Below are 18,999 nucleotides of genomic sequence, written 5' to 3'. Positions count from 1 at the left end.
GTGGTTATTTTATCTGGGTTGTCGTTTGCTTTATCAGTGTTATCGTTTATAATATCGCATCCAACAATAAGAAAAAAAGAAAATAGTCCTAATAACAATAGTTTTTTCATATTTAATTCCTAAAAAATTTTTCCAATGGTAATAGTTTGTTTAATGAAAATCATATAACTATAGTGTTTACTTCTCTGTTTAAACTTCTAAGTAATTGAAAGACTCCCTTGTCTTGGCAAGGGAGGTTCAGTCTCAAAAATACTATTGTTTAGTATATACGAATGGTGTGTTATCATGGCCAGAAACTGTCATTTTGTTACCAGAAATAGAGTATTTAACATCATTTGGTGATGTATAGCTTTTATAGATCGGTACCCACTCAGAATCTGTTCGAGGTTCCCCATGGTCCTTTTCATATGCAGATCTAAATGCGCTCTCATTACTTACGTCATACATAGTTCCATCCATTTCCTGTTTAAGAAGTATTTGTCTTAGTGTGTAGTCTCCTAAATTTTGAATAGTTCCCAATGATTTATCCGAATCTTCATCTGTAACAGAACCGTCATTTTCTACACGTCTGTAGTTAGACTCATTTACAAAAGTAGTTTTTGTTAAAATTAATTTATAAGAATGATACTTAGTCCCATCGCCATCTTTCTCTGTAGATGAAGCAGTCCAAGTTCCAACATAGCTATAATCCTTATCATCGCCGTCGTTGTCATCGTTTATAATATTGCATCCAACAAAAAGAAAAAAAGAAAATAGTCCTAATAAGAATAGTTTTTTCATATTTAATTCCTTAAAAAAATTCCAATGGTAATAGTCACGTTTAATGGAAATCATAGAAATATAGTGTTTACTTCTAAGTAATTGAAAGACTCCCTTGCATTGGCAAGGAAGTATTGATATCAAAAATACTATTGTCTAGTATATACAATTTCTCCAACTGTCATTTTGTTGCCAGAAACGGAGTATTTTAAATCATCTGGTGATGTATCGTCTTGATAGATCTCTGCCCAGTCAGAATCTGTTTGAGTTCCATTTTCCTTTTCATATGCAGATCTATATACACTCTCATTACTTACGTCGTACATAGTACCATCAATTTCAGATTTAACAAGTATTTGTCTTAGTTTGTAGTTTCCTAAATTTTGAATAGTTCCCGATGATTTACCCGAATCTTCATCTACATACCCATCTTTGAGTATATATTTATAGCTATAGTTTTGTTCAAAAGTAGTTTTTGTTAAAATCAGCTTTGAAGAAATATACTCTGTTCCATATTCATCTTCAACTGTATATGAATGAGTCCAAGTTCCAACATAGCTATAATCGTAGACGATTTTATCATCATCGTCGCTTACTTTGTCATCGTCAGTGGTTGCTTTGTCATCGTCAGTGGTTGCTTTGTCATCGTCAGTGGTTGCTTTGTCATCGTCAGTGGTTGCTTTGTCATCGTCAGTGGTTACTTTGTCGTCGTCAGTGGTTATTTTGTCGTCGTCAGTGGTTATTTTGTCGTCGTCAGTGGTTATTTTATCAGGGTTGTCGTTTGCTTTATCAGTGTTATCGTTTACAATATCGCATCCAACAATAAGAAAAAAAGAAAATAGTCCTAATAAGAATAGTTTTTTCATATTTAATTCCTTAAAAATTTTTCCCATGTTAATAGTCTGTTTTAAAAAAAGCAATAGTTATTTAAACAATCTGTCATTTTAATAGTATTTGCCTGAGGTACAAAGGACATCTTTGTGGTATTGGTGATCATTATATAGTAGATCATAAGTAGGAAATTTACCTTTAAAAGTAAATAATAAAAAACGAAATAAAATATCAATTGCTAACGAGTGTAAAATTATAATGCTTTGCCCTTAACATTACAATTTCAAAGGTTGTTCAATGGTAACTATCAATTCGCCAACATTAAAACAAATACACAAGAATGGCGTTATTTGCAAAAGTATATTCTTTATACACTGTTTTCAATCCCAAAGATTAGTAGTGTAAGGATAATTTATTGTGTAGCTATTAATATTTATCTTTGTATCACTAGAAGAGAAACTATATTTCAGGATTCAGAAAATTAGTTAAAAAGTCAGTGGGGCTTCTTGCTTCTTCTTTTTTGTTCTTGTTGGACAAGTGTAATTGGCTATATCAAGGATGTCTATTGGTAAAGAACTGGATTCTTTCATTGTATGAAGTAATTATATACAGACAAATTTCCCTGTTTTCCTATCGAGTCTCTAGCATGAAGGAATAGATTATCTCAAATAGAAATGTTGTTACGAAGTAAAATAAACTGATATTATAAAAAATCTACTAATATGATGGAGTATCGTTTTAGTCTTAGTGAACATGACAGAAGTTGTAACTCCTATAAAAAATTGTAGATGATGTAGTTTTTTTTGATAACAAGACAAGAAGGCTGTCTCTATAGATCTTAAAAAGATATATAAACTCTATATATAAAGAAGTAACGAGTGTGGATCTAAAAAACTTTGGATATAAATGAAGAAAATATTACAGGCTTCAAAAATCTAGATATTAATTAGTCTCTAAAACGAAAATATCATAGACCTTTTCATAAAAAAGGATGACTTTCATAAAAGTCATCCTTTCTTCTATCGGGCTGGCCGGATTTGAACCGGCGACCCCAAGTCCCCCAGACTTGTACGCTAAACCCCTGCGCTACAGCCCGTTGTTAAAAACGCAAAAGAAAACTAGCATAGCCAATGTTTTATGTCAACTGGGCAGAACGTATCTCCTCTTTAGCTTCGTTTATTTATGGCGGGAAGGGTAATGATAAACTCTGTTCCCTTATTTAACTCGGATTGAACACTAATTCTACCATTATTCTTTTTGACAAATTCCCAACACACAACCAGGCCTAATCCTGTTCCTCTTTCCCCATTCGTTCCTTTGGTAGACTTCTTTGTTTCTATTTGGAATAGGTTGTCTTTTATTTGAGGAGACATTCCCACTCCATCATCTATGATATGAATTTCAACCTTTTCTCCCACTTTCAAAGCCTCAAGCCATACGTTTCCACCAGTTGGTGTAAACTTAATCGCATTTGTTATTATGTTTCGGATTATTGTATTCGTCATATCCTTGTCTGCGTAGATCATAATGGTTTGATCTATATTGTTATGAAGTTGTATCTGCTTTTCTTTTGCCTGCTGATTAGCTGCTAACAATGATTCCAAAACAATGGGATATAATTCTGTCAAATAAGCTTTGCATTCAATTCGATCCCCTTGGGCATTGGCCCAAAGAAGAAGGCTTTCTACCATTTTATAGGTGTTAGCCGATGCATTATGGAGGGCCATGATGAACTCTCTAAGTTTTTCGGGGGTGTATCTCTCTAAGTTGTCTGCCAGGAATTTTGTTGTTTCCATAAGACTGAAAAAAGGGCTGCGAAGGTCATGACTAATGATACTAAGTAATTTATTTTTGCTGGACACAGTAGTGCGAAGCATAGCCTTTAACTTATTTCTTTCGATACTAAAATAAATGGATCGTTTCAGCCATTCCACATCAAGTTTATCTTTAATAAGATAATCCTGTGCTCCTAACTTGACCATTTCAATGGCTAGTTTGTCGTCATGTTCTGATGTTATAACAATAATAGGTAATTCTTGAGCTATCGTTCTTACTCTAACTAAAAGGTCGACTTCTGCTTCTGTTGTGTTGCTTAGATTTAATATGATGATATCAGTTGAGTTTGAAGAAAGGAAATCAGGTAGTTCATCCATTAAGACCGTATCCGTTTGGATATTATTAATGTTATGGAGATAACTGAGTATCTCTGGGGTTCTTTGTTCTGTCTCTTCCACTAATAGGACTCGGAGGTCTCTGAAGATCAAATTATGAACCTCTCTTCATTGATAAATGATTATAACATATAGGTAAAATAATGGGCAAGAGAAAATCAAATAGCGCCTTTTCTTTGCGTATTCTTATATTATATATTATTCTATTACTATATTTTAAAAGAGCAGTGAAATTGTGATTTCTATGTGGCACAGTTCTCTATTGTTTCAATGGCGTGGGAGTATCAAAAAAATGATCAAGAAAAACATTGGTATAATAGTATTTATCTGTTCCTTTGGTTTATTTGTGTTGTTTGTCATGCTGTTTCAAACATATAGCTGGCTTGTTATTAATAAGAGTCAACAACAGGCCAATTTGTTAGATTACGCCGGTAATGTATATAAGAACCACTTATCAGGTTATCAACAACAATGGTCGGTTCTTACAAAAGAGAGTTTTTGGGTTGAAATTCTAAAGAATGATGATCGTGGTAATTATTTTCTAGATTCTCTAAGCCATGTTCTTGGGGAAGGACTAATTTATATAGTCGATACAAATGGTGTTGTTACCCATGCTTCATTGGAAGGGCGGTCGGATGATTTGGTCGGTACTGACTTGAGTTTTCGACCCTATGTAGAAAATGCTCTCAAAGGGGAGTCTTCTTTATACTCCGCTCTTGGGGTTGTTACTAACAAGCTTGGTGTTTATTTTGCAGAACCCGTATTTGATGGTGATCAGGTCTCCTTTGTACTAGTACTCAAGATACAGGCAGAGAAAATCTTGGAAAACATTAAACCTTGTAACGATGAAGTAATTTGGGTTACCGATCAATATGGAGTGATTTTAGCCTCAACCAACAAAGATCTTGTCCTGAAAAGTTATCCTAACTTAACGACTGCCGCTCTTATGCATATTAGAAATAAAAGAAATTATCCTGATGTTAATATCTACCCTTTAACCATCAGCTCTTATGGGGACTGGAGCATATGGGATGGGCGTAGGGGACTGGTGGATCAGCTAGATCTATCTATTCCCGGTTGGCACCTGTATTCCTTTCGTTACCGGGAGAGTTTTAATCCCATTGCCAATTCTCAAAAATACCTATTAATGGCTTTTCTCATTATTAGTTTTTTCTTTTCCCTTACTTTGAGTATTTTGACAATGGATATAAAAAGACGAATAGCTATCGAAAAGGAATTGGAAGCTATTGCCCACACAGATCCTTTAACTGGACTCCTTAATAGACGTTACTGTGTAGCAAAGTTGAAAACTATGATAGATAGGTCTTCCAGAGGACAACTTAATTTTTCCTTATGTTATGTAGATCTAAATTACTTGAAGCTTGTTAACGATGAATTTGGTCATAATGCTGGTGATAAGTACATTAAGTCAGTATGTTCTGTAATAGAAAAACACACCAGGACATCGGATATTTTTTGTCGTGTAGGAGGAGACGAGTTTATTGTGATTCATCCCCGTACCTCCTATGATGAGGTTCAGTCGATTTGGGAACGAATTGGAAAAACGATTGATGAGATGTCAAATGAAAATGACCTGCATCGCTATTCTATTAGTTATGGGATAGTGGAGTACAATACTGCAAGTTCTCAAACGGCTATGGAACTGGTTGATATGGCAGATAAAGTTATGTATAAAAGAAAGATAGCTTATAAAAACTCAGATGATGGTTCTCAAGATACCTTTCTTAAAAGAAATTAGCGTGATGTTTGCTTAAATTTAAGCTCCTTATCTGTAATTCCACGACGAATAAGATAACCTTCCTCTAAGGGGAGTTTTGTTTCAATAATATATTGTTTGCCATGATCTGCCTGGTCGACTACTTGGTTATTAACGTCATAGATCGTGTAATCCCTGTCTTTAAGAAAAAGAACATCAGGTCCTATAAATTCAAGCTCTTCAGGGGGGAGTACCTGATTCTTCAGGTTAAGCTCATATTGGCCTTCAGATATTTTTTTGCCTACGATTCCAAGGAATGTATAGTATCTCTCATATCCTTCTTTGTTGGGCTTTTCTATATCCTCTTTGCCAAAATAAAAGCCTGTGGAAAATTCTCTATGACTCACTTTGTCTAATTCTTCAGCATAACTTTCAAAGTCGGGAACATCTTTACCTTCCAGGACGTCAAGAGCTTTTCTGTAAGCCCTTGCTACTGTAGCTACATAATAAATGGATTTCATTCGCCCTTCAATTTTAGCAGAGTCAACTCCGGCCATCTTTAGATCCATTAAGTGATGTATCATATTTATATCTTTGGAAGACAGGATCGAAGTAAAACCATCTCCTTCATAGATGGGATAATATTCTCCAGGGCGTTTTTTTTCTTCTAGTACTTTATAGTCCCAACGACAGGAGTGACTACAACCTCCCTGGTTTGCTGAACGATCTGTCATCCAGGATGATAAGAAACATCTTCCCGAATAGGCAAGACACATAGCTCCATGGACAAAAGCTTCTAACTCTAGATCTGGTACTTTGTCTTTTATCTCTTTTATCTCGTCTAGTCTGACTTCCCTTCCTAGAACGACCCGGTCGAAGCCCATGTTTTTGTACATACTTGCCGCTTCTGCGTTTGTACAGTTTGCTTGTGTGCTAAGATGTAATTCTGTGTTTGGGAATTTTCTTTTAAGCATTGGTACGATTCCAATGTCTGAAACAATAAATGCATCAAAGGGGTATTTTTCAAAGTAATCGAGTTGTTCTTCCAGTCGGCGGATATCAGGATTGTGGAAATAGATATTGAGAGCACAGTATAACTTTTTATTGCCCTTTATCTCTTTAATTATCTCCCATTCGTTTTCATGAAAATTGTCAGCTTTCGCTCTTAACGAAAATTGGCTTATTCCAATATAAGCGGCATCTGCACCATATTGGTAGGCATATTTTAGTTTTTCCAAGTTACCTGCAGGGGCTAATAGTTCCACAGTCATCCTCCTAGGGAGGTTAAATTAGGCCAAAAGACGGGCTTTGGTCAAGTTGACTACTTTTGTAAGGCTAACTTTTCTTCATTACCTTCCACATTTTCTAAAGCGATTTGCCTAATGGATTCTGCAATCTCAAGAAAAACATCAACAATAGCTGGATCAAAGTGGCTTCCCCCTCCTTCTTTAATGATGGATACAGCTTTTGAATGGGGGAAGGGGATTTTATAGACTCTTTCTGAGATAAGAGCGTCATAAACATCAGCTACAGCCATGATTCTACCTGGAAGAGGGATTTTTTGTCCTTTTAAATGGTAGGGGTATCCAGAGCCATCCCACTTTTCATGATGTGATATGGCAATTTTTTTGGCTATAGCAAGGTAGGTCGTTTTTCCTATAGCCGCTTCAGCCTGCTCCAGAGCCTGATACCCATAGATTGTGTGTTTCTTCATTTCTTCAAATTCTTCAGCTGTGAGTTTACCCGGTTTTAATAAAATTTTATCTGGAACTCCTACTTTACCTATATCGTGAAGAGGGGCTGTCGCTGCCATTATATGAATAGTTTGTTCATCTAACTCTTTTACATAAACCCCGCGTTTACGTAACCCAAGAGCTAATTGTTCCACATATAGTTTTGTCCGCTTGATATGGCAGCCTGTTTCATTGTCTCTCGTTTCAGCGAGGCTGGCCAAAGCTGTAATGATGGCCTCTTGTGCATGGGTCACTTCCTTTGTTCGTTCCAGAACCAGGGCCTCTAGATATTCTTTTTGATGGGTGAGCCTCTGTTGTGCGAATTTAAGCGATAGATGCAAATCCACTCTTGCTTTAACTTCCTCTTTATCAAAAGGTTTCGTGATGTAATCCACCGCTCCTAAGGCAAAACCTCTTGTTTTATTATCCAGTTTATCCAGAGTTGATAGAATGATTACAGGAATATCCAGAGTAAAGGGGTTACCCTTCAATGCTTTCAAACATTCAAATCCATCCATCTTTGGCATTACAATGTCAGTCAGGATGATGTCTGGAAGGATTTCCTGAGCTTTCTTATATCCTTCACTTCCATTGGATGCTGTGTACAGGTTTTCATAATCTTCCAATGCTTCTTGTAAGAAGAACAAGTTGGTTCTTGTGTCATCAATCATTAATATTTTGGCTTTGCTTTTCTCAAAATTCCCGATCCCACTCATAGTTAGTAGCCTCTCATATTTTGTATGGTAAAAAAAAAGACCTCTATTAAATTTTAATAGAGGTCGTCAGGAATACAAGGGTTTATTTTAACGTCCGTCTGGACTGTAGAGATATTGGAAGTAATCCATATCAGTAGTAAGTGTCTTATTAAAGTTACCCATTGTCTTTTTATAGGATTCTAAAGCCAGCCAGAACTCTGTAAAGCTAGGATCTTGTCCGTAAGCCAAGGCATAAATATTAGCCGCTTGAGCATCCCCTTGTCCTTTGATCGTTTCAGACTTTGCGTAAGCATCAGATAGAATTTCATCTTTCTTTCGATCTAATTGTCCTAGGATTTCTTGCTTTTTACCCTGTCCATAAGAACGGTATTGTTCTGCTTTTTGTCTTCGTTCGGCAATCATTCTCGAATATACAGATTCTGTTAGGTCATCTGAGTATCTAATTTGTCTTATGACTACATCAATAACACGGATACCAAATTGTTCTTCTGTTATATCTGCGACTTTCTCTAACATCTCTTCGCTGAGAGCAGAACGTCCTTTTGTTATATTTTCATAAGTTTTTAATTCTGATTGTGACCCTAAGTCTTCAATAATAGTCATTTCTTCTGATTCAGTAGATGTACGATCTATTTCATTAATAACATTTGAGTTTCTCACTGATTCTAGTAGAGGATTGGTACTGACTACATTTTTAACAGCAGAATCAATAACATCATCAAGTCGAGAGTAAGCTCTATCAATATTGGCGATGGATTCATAGAAAGTCTGTAGGTTTGTGATTTTCCATCTCGCTGTGGTATCAACCCATATAAATTGATTTTCCTTCGTAGGTATTCGCTGGGCATCTCCATCCCAACTCATAATCTTTGTTGGAAATTTAACGACATTATCCACCACAGGCATTCTGAATTTTAAACCGGCTTTTTCTTCTGTTTTAATCATTTCCCCAAATCTGGTAATGGCCGCTTGTTGACCCTCTTGAAGTACATAGAAAGGTCCCATTGCAATGAAGACAATAAAAGCTATAAGAAGAAGTGATAAAATAACCATTAACTTTTTCATTATTGAACCCCTTCTACATTATTTTTATTATTAGTTCCTAGATTCTTGATGGGAATAAAGTTACTTAAAGACTCATCAATGAGGTCAATATCCTTTTCATTTTCGAATACTTCTTCAAGCATTTCGTAATAGAGTCTCGTTTTTGTTACACGGGGACTCTTACGATACTCTTCTAGCATGGCTTTGAATCTGGCCACGTCTCCTTCGGCTTCATTTATTCGTTTAGCCTTATATCCCTCTGCTTGCTGGATTATTTGGTCCCTTTCTCCATTAGCCTTGGGTATAACTTTATTATACTCTTCCTGACCTTCGTTAATGAGTCTGTTCATATCTTGTTGAGCAATATTTACATCTTCAAAGGCATCTTGTACGGTTCCCAGTGGTGGAACGATGTTCTGTAACTGAACTTGTTGTATTTTAGCTCCCAGTCCATATTTAACAAGAAGTTCATTCATTAATTCCTGACCTTTGGTTTCAATCATCGTTCTTTCAGATCCGATTACGTCAAAGATCGTTCTATCACCAACTAGCTGGTTCATTACCGTTTGGGAGATATCCCGTATTGTTTTTATTCGATTATCTAATCTTTGCATCGTGATTTCATCAGTACGTACTGAATCATCTACATTGAATAACCAAGCTTTGGGGTCTTCAATCCTGTACTGTATAACCCATTCCACATCTATGATGTTTAAATCTCCTGTGAGCATTCGTGATTCATTTGGGTATTCTTTATCAGAATATCGTGAGTCTACTCCTGCGTTTTCTGTGCGGAAACCAAACTCCTCTTTTTGTACAATCTTAGTGGGAACATTAAAGCTTTTTTCTAAAACAGGGATCTTCCAGTTCATTCCAGGACCGACAGTTCTGGAGTATTTGCCTAAAAACAAAACAACTGATTCTTCAGTTTGATCAACAATAAAAAAACTATTGAGACCTAGGAAAATAGCAAATACAACAACAATAATTAATACTACGCTTCCCACTCCTAAGTGAAAAGGCAGATTTCCAGGGGATACATCCCTTTCAGCCATAAGTTTCTCCTTTTTTAATAATAGTAGTCTAAGGTTAACAAGCCCTTTATCGGTCGTCAAGAAAACAATTTGTTAGGATTATTGACCTAAGCCTAAGCGTAGCCTAGAATAGGGCCTATGAAAAAGAGATTGATAACTTCAGCTTTACCTTATGTAAATAATATCCCTCACCTGGGAAATATCATACAAGTTTTGAGTGGTGATGTATTTGCTCGTTTTTGCCGCTCCTTTGGCTATGAAACTTTGTATGTGTGTGGAACTGATGAATATGGAACAGCTACGGAAACACGAGCGTTAGAAGAAAAAACGACACCGCGAGAACTGTGTGATCATTATAATAAGATTCACAATGAGATCTATGAGTGGTTCAATATTAGCTTTGACCGTTTTGGCCGAACTAGTGATCCTATACAAACTGAAATCGTACAGGATATTTTTAAGAAGGTAGATGCTGCAGGATATATCTCTGAGCAGGAAATCGAGCAACTTTATAGTCCTGACCAGGACATGTTTCTTGCTGATAGATATGTTCGGGGTACTTGTCCTCATTGTGCTTATGAAGAGGCCAGAGGCGATCAATGTGAAAATTGTGGCAAATTATTAGAACCTACTGAACTAATAAATCCCTATTCTCCTTTAGGGGGACAGTTAGAAATTAGGAAGACCAGGCATCTCTACTTAAACCTGCCAGCAGTGCTTCCTCAATTTGAAAAATGGATGAACAAAGCATCAAAAGACGGCTTTTGGGCACGTAATGCTATCCAGATGACACAAGCCTGGGTTCGCGATGGATTAAAGGAACGGGCTATTACTCGAGACCTTAAATGGGGGATTCCCGTTCCCAGAAAAGGTTTTGAGAACAAAGTCTTCTATGTGTGGTTTGATGCTCCTATCGGTTACATTAGTATCACCGCTGGTTTAACTGAGAATTGGAAGGACTGGTGGCAAAATCCTGATAATGTTGAATTATTTCAATTTATTGGAAAAGACAATATTCCTTTCCATACAGTCATTTTCCCTTCCTCCTTATTAGCGACAGGTGATAACTGGACAATGCTTCACCATATGTCCAGCTCTGAGTATCTGAATTATGAAGGGGGAAAATTCTCCAAGTCTGCCGGCATGGGTGTTTTTGGAAACGATTGTCAGGATACAGGTATTCCTGCTGATGTGTGGCGATTCTATATTTTCTATAACAGACCTGAAAAGTCAGATACTTTGTTCACCTGGAATGATTTTCAAGACAAGGTTAATTCTGAACTTATTGGTAATTTTGCTAATCTTATCAATAGAACATTAACTTTTAGCTATAAATTCATGGGTGATACTGTAGGTGAGTTTAATGAACTTCCTCTGTTGTGGGATCAAGTTAATCCTTTGTTAAAAAAGGTGGTTGATCATCTGGAAAGGGCAGAGCTTAAAGATGGTTTAAAAACTATTCTTCAAATATCTGATATTGGTAACAAAGTTTTTCAAGAAGCAGAGCCCTGGAAGACAAAAGAATCTGATCCAGAAGGAACAAAAGATCTTCTGTGTAACTTGATCTATCTTATACGTGACTTATCCATCATGATTGCCCCTTACCTTCCTGAAACCAGTAAGAAGATTGCTGATTTGTTTAAACAAGGGGATTTGGATTGGTCTACCGTTGGATCAAAAACAGGCATAATAAGGATAGGCAAGCCAGAGATTCTTTTCAAAAAGCTTGAAGATGACTTTATTGAGGAGATGCGAAATCGTTTTGCCGGTAGTCAAAAAGACAGACAAAAGAATAGTTCGTCAACAGAAGATACCTCTATCGAGAACCAATTCAATCATAGTGTAGATCTTCGGGTTGCTAGAATAACAGCTGTGGAACAACATCCTGAGGCTGATAAGCTGTATATTGAAACTCTTGATACGGGTGATGGGGAGCCATTACAGATTGTCTCAGGTATAAAAGATTATTATTCCCCTGAAGAATTGGTCGGAAAGAACATAATTCTTGTCAAGAATTTAAAACCTGCTAAATTACGCGGGGTAAAAAGTTTTGGTATGTTACTGGCGGCAAGCAGCGAAGAAGGGGATAAAAAAGCCTTGGAAGTTCTATTTGCTAATGACGATATAAATCCTGGTACTCCAGTCATTATCGAAGGCAAAGATGGTGGACCAGCAGTGAAAACAAAACTAAAAGTCGATAAGTTCTTTGAAATGCCTATCAAAACACAAGATGGTATTGTCTCTGTAGGGGAGACAGCCTTAACTGTTAATGGAGAGACACTCAAAACAAAATCTGTTCTCAATGGAGAAGTAGGTTAATTGAGTTCCTTTCTACAAACATCATACTGGGCTGAATTTAAAGGGCTCTTTGGCTGGACCAGTCAAAGAGTCACTATTAACTATGATAACAAATCTGTCGATTTTTACGTCTTGATACGTAAAATAATCGGACCTTACTCGATTGCTTATATCCCCTTCGGCTTAGGGGGAAGTATTTCTTTTGATCAATCCTTTTATGGAATGATCAAGAAGCAACTGAAAAGCGTATTACCATCTCATGTCATCTTTGTTCGTTTTGATCTGGATATACAGAGAAGTGTAGAAATAAAAGCTTTTAGGAAATCCCCGGTGGATGTTCAACCACCTGATACAGTCATTCTTTCCTTAACTAATTCAGAAGATGAAATCTTAAGTCAAATGAAGAAGAAGACAAGGTATAATATCAAATTAGCATTAAAAAAAGGTATTAAGGTTGTAAAATCCTCTATTGAGGAATTACCAGCATGGTATGCTTTGTATAAGGAAACCGCTGATAGAGATAAAATCGCCATTCATTCCTATGAGTACTATGCCAAACAGTTTGAACTGGCAGAACTAGATAAGAAGGTGAATTATCTTCTTTTACTGGCTTACCATGAAGAGGATTTACTGGCAGGCATTATACTTGTTCAATCTGGTAATCGTACTACTTATCTTTACGGTGCTTCTTCCAATGAAAAGAGAAATCTCATGCCCTCTTATTTACTCCAATGGGAAGGGATAAAAATTGCTAAGAATGAATGGAACTGTACGGAATATGATTTCTTTGGGATTCCTCCTGTGGATGATCCCAATCACCCTATGTCAGGATTATATAGATTCAAAGTAGGGTTTGGCGGGACTGTCGTCCATTATCATGGATGTTGGGATCTTCCATTAAAATCCCTTCTTTATTCTTCTTACCGTATCCTGGAAAAGATGAGACATTTTTATTACAAGAAAATACGGAAACACTAGTCTTCCAGGACAATTTGTACGCGTCTATTCGCATCTTGATTTTTACCAGTAGTAACAGGATCTGACATCCCTTTTGGGATAATACTGGGACTTGTTTGAGGTTTCCATCCTAATTTATAGAGATAATCCCTAACGGCAATAGCTCTGTTTTCGCTGATTTCTATTCTTCCTGCTTCCGATCCTGCTATAGCGGTATGTCCAATGAATAATACTTGACTGTTGGTCTGATTCAGTAGAGGTAAGAGGTTTTCCAATTTCTTTTTCTGTCCTGGTAATAGGCTCCAGTCGTTGGGTAAAAAGTAAATAATCTGTTTTTCTATCATGATATCATATTTGGCTATTTCAGCTTTCCTGGCTTCTTCTGCCTTCCTGGCTTCTTCTGCCTTTCTGGCTTCTTCTGCTTTCCTGGCTTCTTCTGCCTTCCTGGCCTCTTCTGCTTTTCTAGCTTCTTCTGCCTTCTTGGCTTCTTCTACTTTCGTAGCCTCTTCCGCTTTTCTGGTTTCTTCTGTCTTCTGAGGAATACTAGGTTGTTTGACTATTGGCGTATTTTGAGGAGCAGCTGTCCTTTTCACCATATTGGTTTGAGTATTCTGATTGGATTTTGTTTGACCTGTACGAGACGGTTGGTTCAACTTAGGAAGAAAAAATAATAATGATCCTATTAGTAAAAGAATCGCTCCCATAGTAATTAAGGCACCTATAAACCATTTAGGCATAACCCAAGGAAGAGTATAGCTCTCATTTAGCTTTTCTTTTCCTGATAAGGAGATTCGAAGGTCGAGAGCTCTATTACCGTTATATCTTCCCTTTAGGTAAATTATATTTTTGCTTGCTTCAGGATAGGGGAGGGGTTTTAGGACTATTTCCTGAAAAAGCTCTTTTCCCTTGTCATTAACAATGTAGAGCTTTATATGAGCTTCTTTTTGATTATCTTTAATGGGAGTCAGTTTTAATTCTTTTTGTCCAGAACTCTCTAGATCAATAAAAGAAATAAGATCTCTATTGTTGATCTCTACTTTCAAGCTTCTACTCATAAGTATTAATAATATGAGGTTAGTTAAAAGGGTGCAAGAACTTAAATTTTACTATTTGTTTTTATTTAGTCACCAAAACAGGTTCCTATCATACGTGCTGTTCTAATATGGTCATGATCTGTAGGGACAAGCTTTAGTTTTCCAGCAACTTTTGATAAATCCTTAGCGACTACTTTGTCATCTTCAAGGGCGACCATTTTTCCATATTCCCCTTTTTGTAAAAGATCTAATGCTGCTGTACCAAATCTCGTTGATAATATTCTATCATATGCCGAAGGTTTGCCTCCTCGTTGCAGATACCCAAGAACTGTCACTCTTGCTTCTGCATCTGAATGGGCTTCTATCTCCTGGGCTAATCTATAGCTTATACTGGGATAGCCTTCACTTGCACGTTTTTTACGTATTTCCTTTTTTCCTAATTTTGCTTCTTCTGTACTTACGGCTCCTTCTGCTACGGCGACAATGGAAAAGTTTTTGCCTTCTGATGATCTTTTACCTAGATGTTCTATAACACTGTTGATGTTATATGGTATTTCTGGGATGAGTATGACATCTCCTCCACCTGCTAAGCCAGAATAAAGGGTTAACCAACCAGCTTTATGACCCATTATCTCCACCACCATAACTCTATTGTGGGAATCTGCTGTTGAATGTAGGCGGTCAATGCCTTCTGTGGCAACATCCAGAGCGGAATGAAAACCAAAAGTCATATCTGTACCCCATAGATCGTTATCTATTGTTTTGGGAAGGGCTACAACGTTAAGTCCTGCTTCTGACAGTAGGTTTGCTGTTTTAACAGTCCCATTCCCACCTAGTACAACTAAAGCATCTAAACCCAACTTTTTATAGTTCTCAACAATCAAATCCGGTTTATGTAAACCTTCTTTACTATCCTTTTCGGATTTAAATGGTTTTTCCCGACTAGTTCCTAATATTGTCCCGCCTCTTGTCAAAATCCCGGATACTTCTTCAGATTCCAACCAATGTCCATCACCAGTGATCATTCCCCGAAAACCACCACGGCTTCCCCAAACGTTCATTCCATAGAGTCCGAAAGCTGGTTTGACAACCCCTCGAATAGCCGCATTTAAGCCGGGACAATCTCCTCCACTAGTCAAAATTCCAAATTTTTTTGTTGCAGAACTCATAATGTAACTCCTATGTCTTCCATTTTAACTTGATTTCAATGTAAAAAGAAAGGGAATTGTCAAATCTTGAATATAACAATAACATGATAGGGAGAGGAGTTACAGTTCATGAAGGCGGAATACATAAATCCCTTTTTAGATTCGACATTGAATTTGATTAAAAGCATGTTAGGTGAAGACGCTCGAGTGGGTGAGAAATATGTGCTAACCCATTTTGGAAACCATAGATGGGAGATCTCTGGAGTAATCGGACTTACAGGAAATGTGGAAGGTTTGGTTGTTATCAGATTATCCAGGATACTGGCTAAAAAGATATTAGAGAAATCCGGTTTAGAGGTTAGCAGGGATCCTGATGAGGTCAGTAAACTCATTAATGAAATGGTAGGAGAACTAGTCAATATAATCGCAGGTAATGGTCTATCAGGTTTAAATGATCCTGATGTGGATATTACCGTTCCTTTTTGTGTACAAGGTAAAAATCACAGCATAGCCTGGCCGATGAATAACCCTATCATTGTCATCCCTTTTAGTACCACAGCAGGACCTTTCGAAGTGACTGTGAGTTTGAAAGGTAATGAGAATCGAGTTTCAAAAGGAATAAGACGCTAATTACTCATAGAGTGGAACAAAGCCGATTTTTTGCATTTCAGACTCTATTTTATCTTTATCTACTGGCTTAACCATGTAACTGGTAGCCCCACCTTTATGGTAGGCTTTAACAACATTTTTAGGATCATCAAGCACTGTTGACATGATGATTTTAACTTCATCTTTTTGATGTATTTTCATTTCTTGTTCGATATTTCTAATGTCTTGTATGGCTTCATGACCTGTTTTTTCGGGCATCATTATGTCCATAAAGACAACGTCATAGGGAATATTCTCCTGCCAGGCCATTTGAAAGGCATTGACTGCTTCTTCACCATTTTCTGCCAGATCAACCTCTCCATAGGTTGTTAATAACTCTTTCATAAACTGTTGACTTCCAAAATCATCTTCAGCAACCAAAATTCGCATATAAACCCCCTCGTATCCTTAAGTATTAATGACATGTACTAACTGATTCAAATAATCTTTTAATTTTTCTATATTTTTATTTCTTACGGCGAATAGCATTCCTAAGAGGAATTGGGATAGACTTACACTTGACTCTCTGTATTCACTTCTTATTTCTTTTAATAGGCTATCTAGTTCATGCCAGTTATTTTTAGTTAGTAGATCTTGGATTTGTGGTAAGTGATTTTTGAGGTTAAACTTGTGTTCTTCATTGATAACTAAAGTCAGTTGGGTTGAATGTAATCTTTTCTCCTTGGTTAATTCTTCCATTAGTTGGTTGATGGCTGTGATAAAATGGGTAGATAAACTTGCTGTTTTCATAAATACCCGTATTCCTGCGTTCTTTCCTTTTTTAATGATGGAAGGGTTTAAAAAATTATCATGCACTAATATGGATAAATAACGGTTTAGATCGGGATTATCTGCTATAAAACTATCTATATCACTGTTTTCCTTTCTATACCAGATAACTATCTCTTTTCCTGTTGGAGCAGGAGGGGGCCAATCCATTGACCCAAAAATGTCATTATTCTCTTCAAAAAGGAATGAAGACCATGTAATAAGATCTGGTTGTATGTATATTTTATAGTTTTGCTCGGACAACTTTTTTTTAAAATTACTTACTTGGAAGAATCTTTTTTTGTCCAAGCCCATGGCTGATTTTATTTTTGTCCTATTCAGAGGACGAAGAATGATATGATCTTTTTTAATCAAGTTAGGGAGAAGTTCTTGTTGATGATGATCGCTAATAAAAAAGAAGTTATAAGGCCGAAGTTCAAATTCTTCATTCCATTCCTGAGGGATAGGGAAGCTATCGCAAAAGTAAAGAAATTCTTCTCCCTGTTCTTTTTTTGCTCCTTCTTCTTCAAGGAAATGGGTCAGCAATCTCTCTTCTTCTTTGTCCTTCAAACAGATTTTGTAAGCACGATTGGCTAGCAGTTGTGAAGAAAGGTTCAGAGTGTCTTTCATAACTAAAGGAAGATCAAATCGAAAAATACTCCCTGTGCCATGAAGAGATTCCACTGTAAGTTTCCCATTCATTATTTCAATAAGTTTTTTTGTGATACTGAGTCCTAATCCTGTGCCGCCATAGGATCTCGTATGTGATCCGTCTATCTGGTAAAAATCGTCAAAAATCCTTTTAGTTTCTTCAACCTTCATTCCTATACCAGTATCCTGAATAATGAAATCCACTTTCTTATTTTCAATGTCAATAAGACACTGAAAACTAATAGCACCTTGATTCGTGAATTTGATGGCATTCCCTACAAGATTATTGATGACTTGGGATAACTTTCCAGAATCACCAAGGAAAATATTATATGCCTCAGAAGGTATATCTGTGAGCAGGAGTAGATGTTTTTTACTGGCTTGTACAGCAATTTTCTCAAAGGTATTCTCAAGGTCTTCTCCAAGGTTAAAAGGTAAACGGGCTATTTTCATTTTTCCTGATTCAAGTTTAGAAAAATCCAGGAGATCGGATATCATTCCCAAAAGGAATTGAGCAGAATTAATGGACACATCCAGACAGTCTTTCAAGTAAAGGTCATTGACTTTTTCCTTTACAAGCTGATTCATTCCTATAACACTATTTAAGGGAGTTCTTAATTCATGGGTCATGTTAGTTAGAAACTCACTCTTTAATCGGCTATGAGTTTCAGCTCTTTCTCTGGCTAGAAGTATGGCTTTTTCATAAGCTAATTGCTTTGTGATATCATGAAAAGCGACTACAATTCCTGTAAATAGTCTATCTGTTTGAAGGAAAACTCCTATTGTGGCTTCTATAGGAATAGAGGTATCTTCCTTATTCCATGGCGTTAAGTCGCCTCTAATAATGTTCTCTGTAGCCATCAAATCAATATTATCACCGTTCATATCAAAGGAAAAAAAGCGCTCATAAGATTCACCGTGTATCTTGTCTGTGGCGGGTATTTGAATGAGTTCTAGAGCCTTCCTGTTTGCTTTATGAATAATACCTTCTTGGCTGATAAGCACAACACCTTCCGCTAAGGAATCTAAGGTCGTTTCTAATAACTTTTCTTTATCTTTTAGTGCATTATCTGATTTGTGTTTGGATAAAGCCCTTTCAATAGTAATATAAATGGCCTCATTTTGAATGGGCTTCAGAATATAGCCATGAGATTCTGTTTCATTAGTTCTTTGAATAGTTTCTTTATCAGAGTAGGCCGTTAGAAAAATAACAGGAATAGGGTAGAGTTGATTTATGACTTGTGTGGTTTCAATTCCATCCATAGTCCCACCTAAATTGATATCCATTAAAATAAGGTCAGGTTGATGATCTTTAAGGTACTCTAAGGCTTCTTCTCCTGATCTCATAATATCAGGAACAAAATAGCCTAATTTGTTTAATCTTGTTTGAATATCAATCCCGATAATTGGTTCATCTTCTACAACAAGTATTTTTATTGAACTCATGTAAGCAATTTTAATCGATGAAATATGACATTGCTAATTTTAGA

15 protein-coding genes and 1 tRNA gene are annotated in these 18,999 nt (G+C 36.6%); 4 read left to right on the top strand and 12 right to left on the bottom strand.

Translation table 11 applies throughout. The features are described 5' to 3' along the window. Window positions 1–252: 252 nt before the first annotated feature. The 4 genes from K345_RS0111050 to K345_RS0111035 all read right to left on the bottom strand — a co-directional run bounded on the left by K345_RS0111050 (window position 253) and on the right by K345_RS0111035 (window position 3,824). Entirely contained in the window at window positions 253–780 is a 528-nt protein-coding gene (locus K345_RS0111050) for a hypothetical protein (RefSeq protein ID WP_028974197.1), read from the bottom strand. Window positions 781–908: 128 nt separating this feature from the next. Then, window positions 909–1,625 (bottom strand): hypothetical protein, encoded by a 717-nt coding sequence (locus K345_RS22395; RefSeq protein WP_028974196.1) that lies wholly within the window; start codon window positions 1,623–1,625, stop codon window positions 909–911. Between the two features lie 987 nt (window positions 1,626–2,612). Further along, a tRNA-Pro gene (locus K345_RS0111040) sits at window positions 2,613–2,686 on the bottom strand. Between the two features lie 70 nt (window positions 2,687–2,756). Beyond that, complete coding sequence (locus tag K345_RS0111035; protein WP_169714803.1) at window positions 2,757–3,824, bottom strand: ATP-binding response regulator; 1,068 nt, start codon at window positions 3,822–3,824, stop codon at window positions 2,757–2,759. Between the two features lie 229 nt (window positions 3,825–4,053). Between K345_RS0111035 and K345_RS22390 the strand changes: the two genes are divergently transcribed. Next, window positions 4,054–5,520 carry a sensor domain-containing diguanylate cyclase gene (locus K345_RS22390; protein ID WP_053228239.1) on the top strand — a complete coding sequence of 489 codons (1,467 nt, stop codon included), beginning with the start codon at window positions 4,054–4,056 and terminating at the stop codon, window positions 5,518–5,520. On the opposite strand, the gene K345_RS0111025 is transcribed toward K345_RS22390, so the two are convergent. From K345_RS0111025 to hflK, 4 genes are all read right to left on the bottom strand, one after another. Next, window positions 5,517–6,743, bottom strand: a complete 1,227-nt coding sequence (locus K345_RS0111025) for a peptidase U32 family protein (protein ID WP_028974194.1) — start codon at window positions 6,741–6,743, stop codon at window positions 5,517–5,519. The genes K345_RS22390 and K345_RS0111025 overlap by 4 nt on opposite strands. A 56-nt stretch (window positions 6,744–6,799) precedes the next feature. After that, window positions 6,800–7,927, bottom strand: coding sequence for an HD domain-containing phosphohydrolase (locus tag K345_RS0111020; protein WP_037572085.1), 1,128 nt, complete (start codon window positions 7,925–7,927; stop codon window positions 6,800–6,802). Window positions 7,928–8,014: 87 nt separating this feature from the next. Beyond that, on the bottom strand, window positions 8,015–8,992 hold the full coding sequence (gene hflC, locus K345_RS0111015; RefSeq protein ID WP_028974192.1) for a protease modulator HflC: 978 nt from the start codon (window positions 8,990–8,992) through the stop codon (window positions 8,015–8,017). Next, window positions 8,992–10,026 carry an FtsH protease activity modulator HflK gene (hflK, locus tag K345_RS0111010; RefSeq protein WP_028974191.1) on the bottom strand — a complete coding sequence of 345 codons (1,035 nt, stop codon included), beginning with the start codon at window positions 10,024–10,026 and terminating at the stop codon, window positions 8,992–8,994. Before hflK ends, hflC begins: the two co-directional genes overlap by 1 nt. Window positions 10,027–10,143: 117 nt before the next feature. Between hflK and metG the strand changes: the two genes are divergently transcribed. Together metG and K345_RS20760 are read left to right on the top strand one after the other, a co-directional pair. Continuing rightward, on the top strand, window positions 10,144–12,324 hold the full coding sequence (metG, locus tag K345_RS0111005; RefSeq protein ID WP_028974190.1) for a methionine--tRNA ligase: 2,181 nt from the start codon (window positions 10,144–10,146) through the stop codon (window positions 12,322–12,324). Further along, entirely contained in the window at window positions 12,325–13,281 is a 957-nt protein-coding gene (locus K345_RS20760) for a lipid II:glycine glycyltransferase FemX (protein WP_037572082.1), read from the top strand. Here the strand turns inward: K345_RS20760 and K345_RS0110995 are convergent. Then, entirely contained in the window at window positions 13,278–14,315 is a 1,038-nt protein-coding gene (locus K345_RS0110995; protein WP_156888378.1) for an OmpA family protein, read from the bottom strand. The two genes, K345_RS20760 and K345_RS0110995, sit on opposite strands and share 4 nt — an antisense overlap. 65 nt (window positions 14,316–14,380) lie before the next feature. Beyond that, on the bottom strand, window positions 14,381–15,463 hold the full coding sequence (locus tag K345_RS0110990) for a 6-phosphofructokinase (protein ID WP_037572079.1): 1,083 nt from the start codon (window positions 15,461–15,463) through the stop codon (window positions 14,381–14,383). Window positions 15,464–15,571: 108 nt separating this feature from the next. On the opposite strand from K345_RS0110990, the gene K345_RS20755 reads away from it, so the two are divergent. Beyond that, complete coding sequence (locus tag K345_RS20755; protein WP_053228238.1) at window positions 15,572–16,072, top strand: chemotaxis protein CheX; 501 nt, start codon at window positions 15,572–15,574, stop codon at window positions 16,070–16,072. Here the strand turns inward: K345_RS20755 and K345_RS0110980 are convergent, their stop codons facing one another. Both K345_RS0110980 and K345_RS0110975 read right to left on the bottom strand, forming a co-directional pair. Continuing rightward, the gene (locus K345_RS0110980) at window positions 16,073–16,480 is read right to left on the bottom strand and encodes a response regulator (protein ID WP_028974187.1); all 408 of its coding nucleotides are present in this window, start codon (window positions 16,478–16,480) and stop codon (window positions 16,073–16,075) included. Window positions 16,481–16,498: 18 nt separating this feature from the next. Further along, a complete protein-coding gene (locus tag K345_RS0110975) occupies window positions 16,499–18,955 on the bottom strand; it encodes an ATP-binding response regulator (protein WP_028974186.1) in 2,457 nt (818 codons plus the stop codon). Window positions 18,956–18,999: the final 44 nt, after the last annotated feature.

It is taken from the genome of Spirochaeta cellobiosiphila DSM 17781 (assembly GCF_000426705.1).
Classification (GTDB): Bacteria; Spirochaetota; Spirochaetia; order DSM-17781; family DSM-17781; genus Spirochaeta_E; species Spirochaeta_E cellobiosiphila.
The sequence above is the reverse complement of the archived record's forward strand: the minus strand, read 5'-3'. Positions and strand labels throughout refer to the sequence as shown.

Coding starts and splice junctions, on each gene's coding strand:
- K345_RS0111050 (WP_028974197.1), bottom strand. CDS start 780: ATGAAAAAACTATTCTTATTAGGACTATTTTCTTTTTTTCTTTTTGTT.
- K345_RS22395 (WP_028974196.1), bottom strand. CDS start 1,625: ATGAAAAAACTATTCTTATTAGGACTATTTTCTTTTTTTCTTATTGTT.
- K345_RS22390 (WP_053228239.1), top strand. CDS start 4,054: ATGATCAAGAAAAACATTGGTATAATAGTATTTATCTGTTCCTTTGGT.
- K345_RS0111020 (WP_037572085.1), bottom strand. CDS start 7,927: ATGAGTGGGATCGGGAATTTTGAGAAAAGCAAAGCCAAAATATTAATG.
- hflC (WP_028974192.1), bottom strand. CDS start 8,992: ATGAAAAAGTTAATGGTTATTTTATCACTTCTTCTTATAGCTTTTATT.
- hflK (WP_028974191.1), bottom strand. CDS start 10,026: ATGGCTGAAAGGGATGTATCCCCTGGAAATCTGCCTTTTCACTTAGGA.
- metG (WP_028974190.1), top strand. CDS start 10,144: ATGAAAAAGAGATTGATAACTTCAGCTTTACCTTATGTAAATAATATC.
- K345_RS0110995 (WP_156888378.1), bottom strand. CDS start 14,315: ATGAGTAGAAGCTTGAAAGTAGAGATCAACAATAGAGATCTTATTTCT.
- K345_RS0110990 (WP_037572079.1), bottom strand. CDS start 15,463: ATGAGTTCTGCAACAAAAAAATTTGGAATTTTGACTAGTGGAGGAGAT.
- K345_RS20755 (WP_053228238.1), top strand. CDS start 15,572: ATGAAGGCGGAATACATAAATCCCTTTTTAGATTCGACATTGAATTTG.
- K345_RS0110980 (WP_028974187.1), bottom strand. CDS start 16,480: ATGCGAATTTTGGTTGCTGAAGATGATTTTGGAAGTCAACAGTTTATG.
- K345_RS0110975 (WP_028974186.1), bottom strand. CDS start 18,955: ATGAGTTCAATAAAAATACTTGTTGTAGAAGATGAACCAATTATCGGG.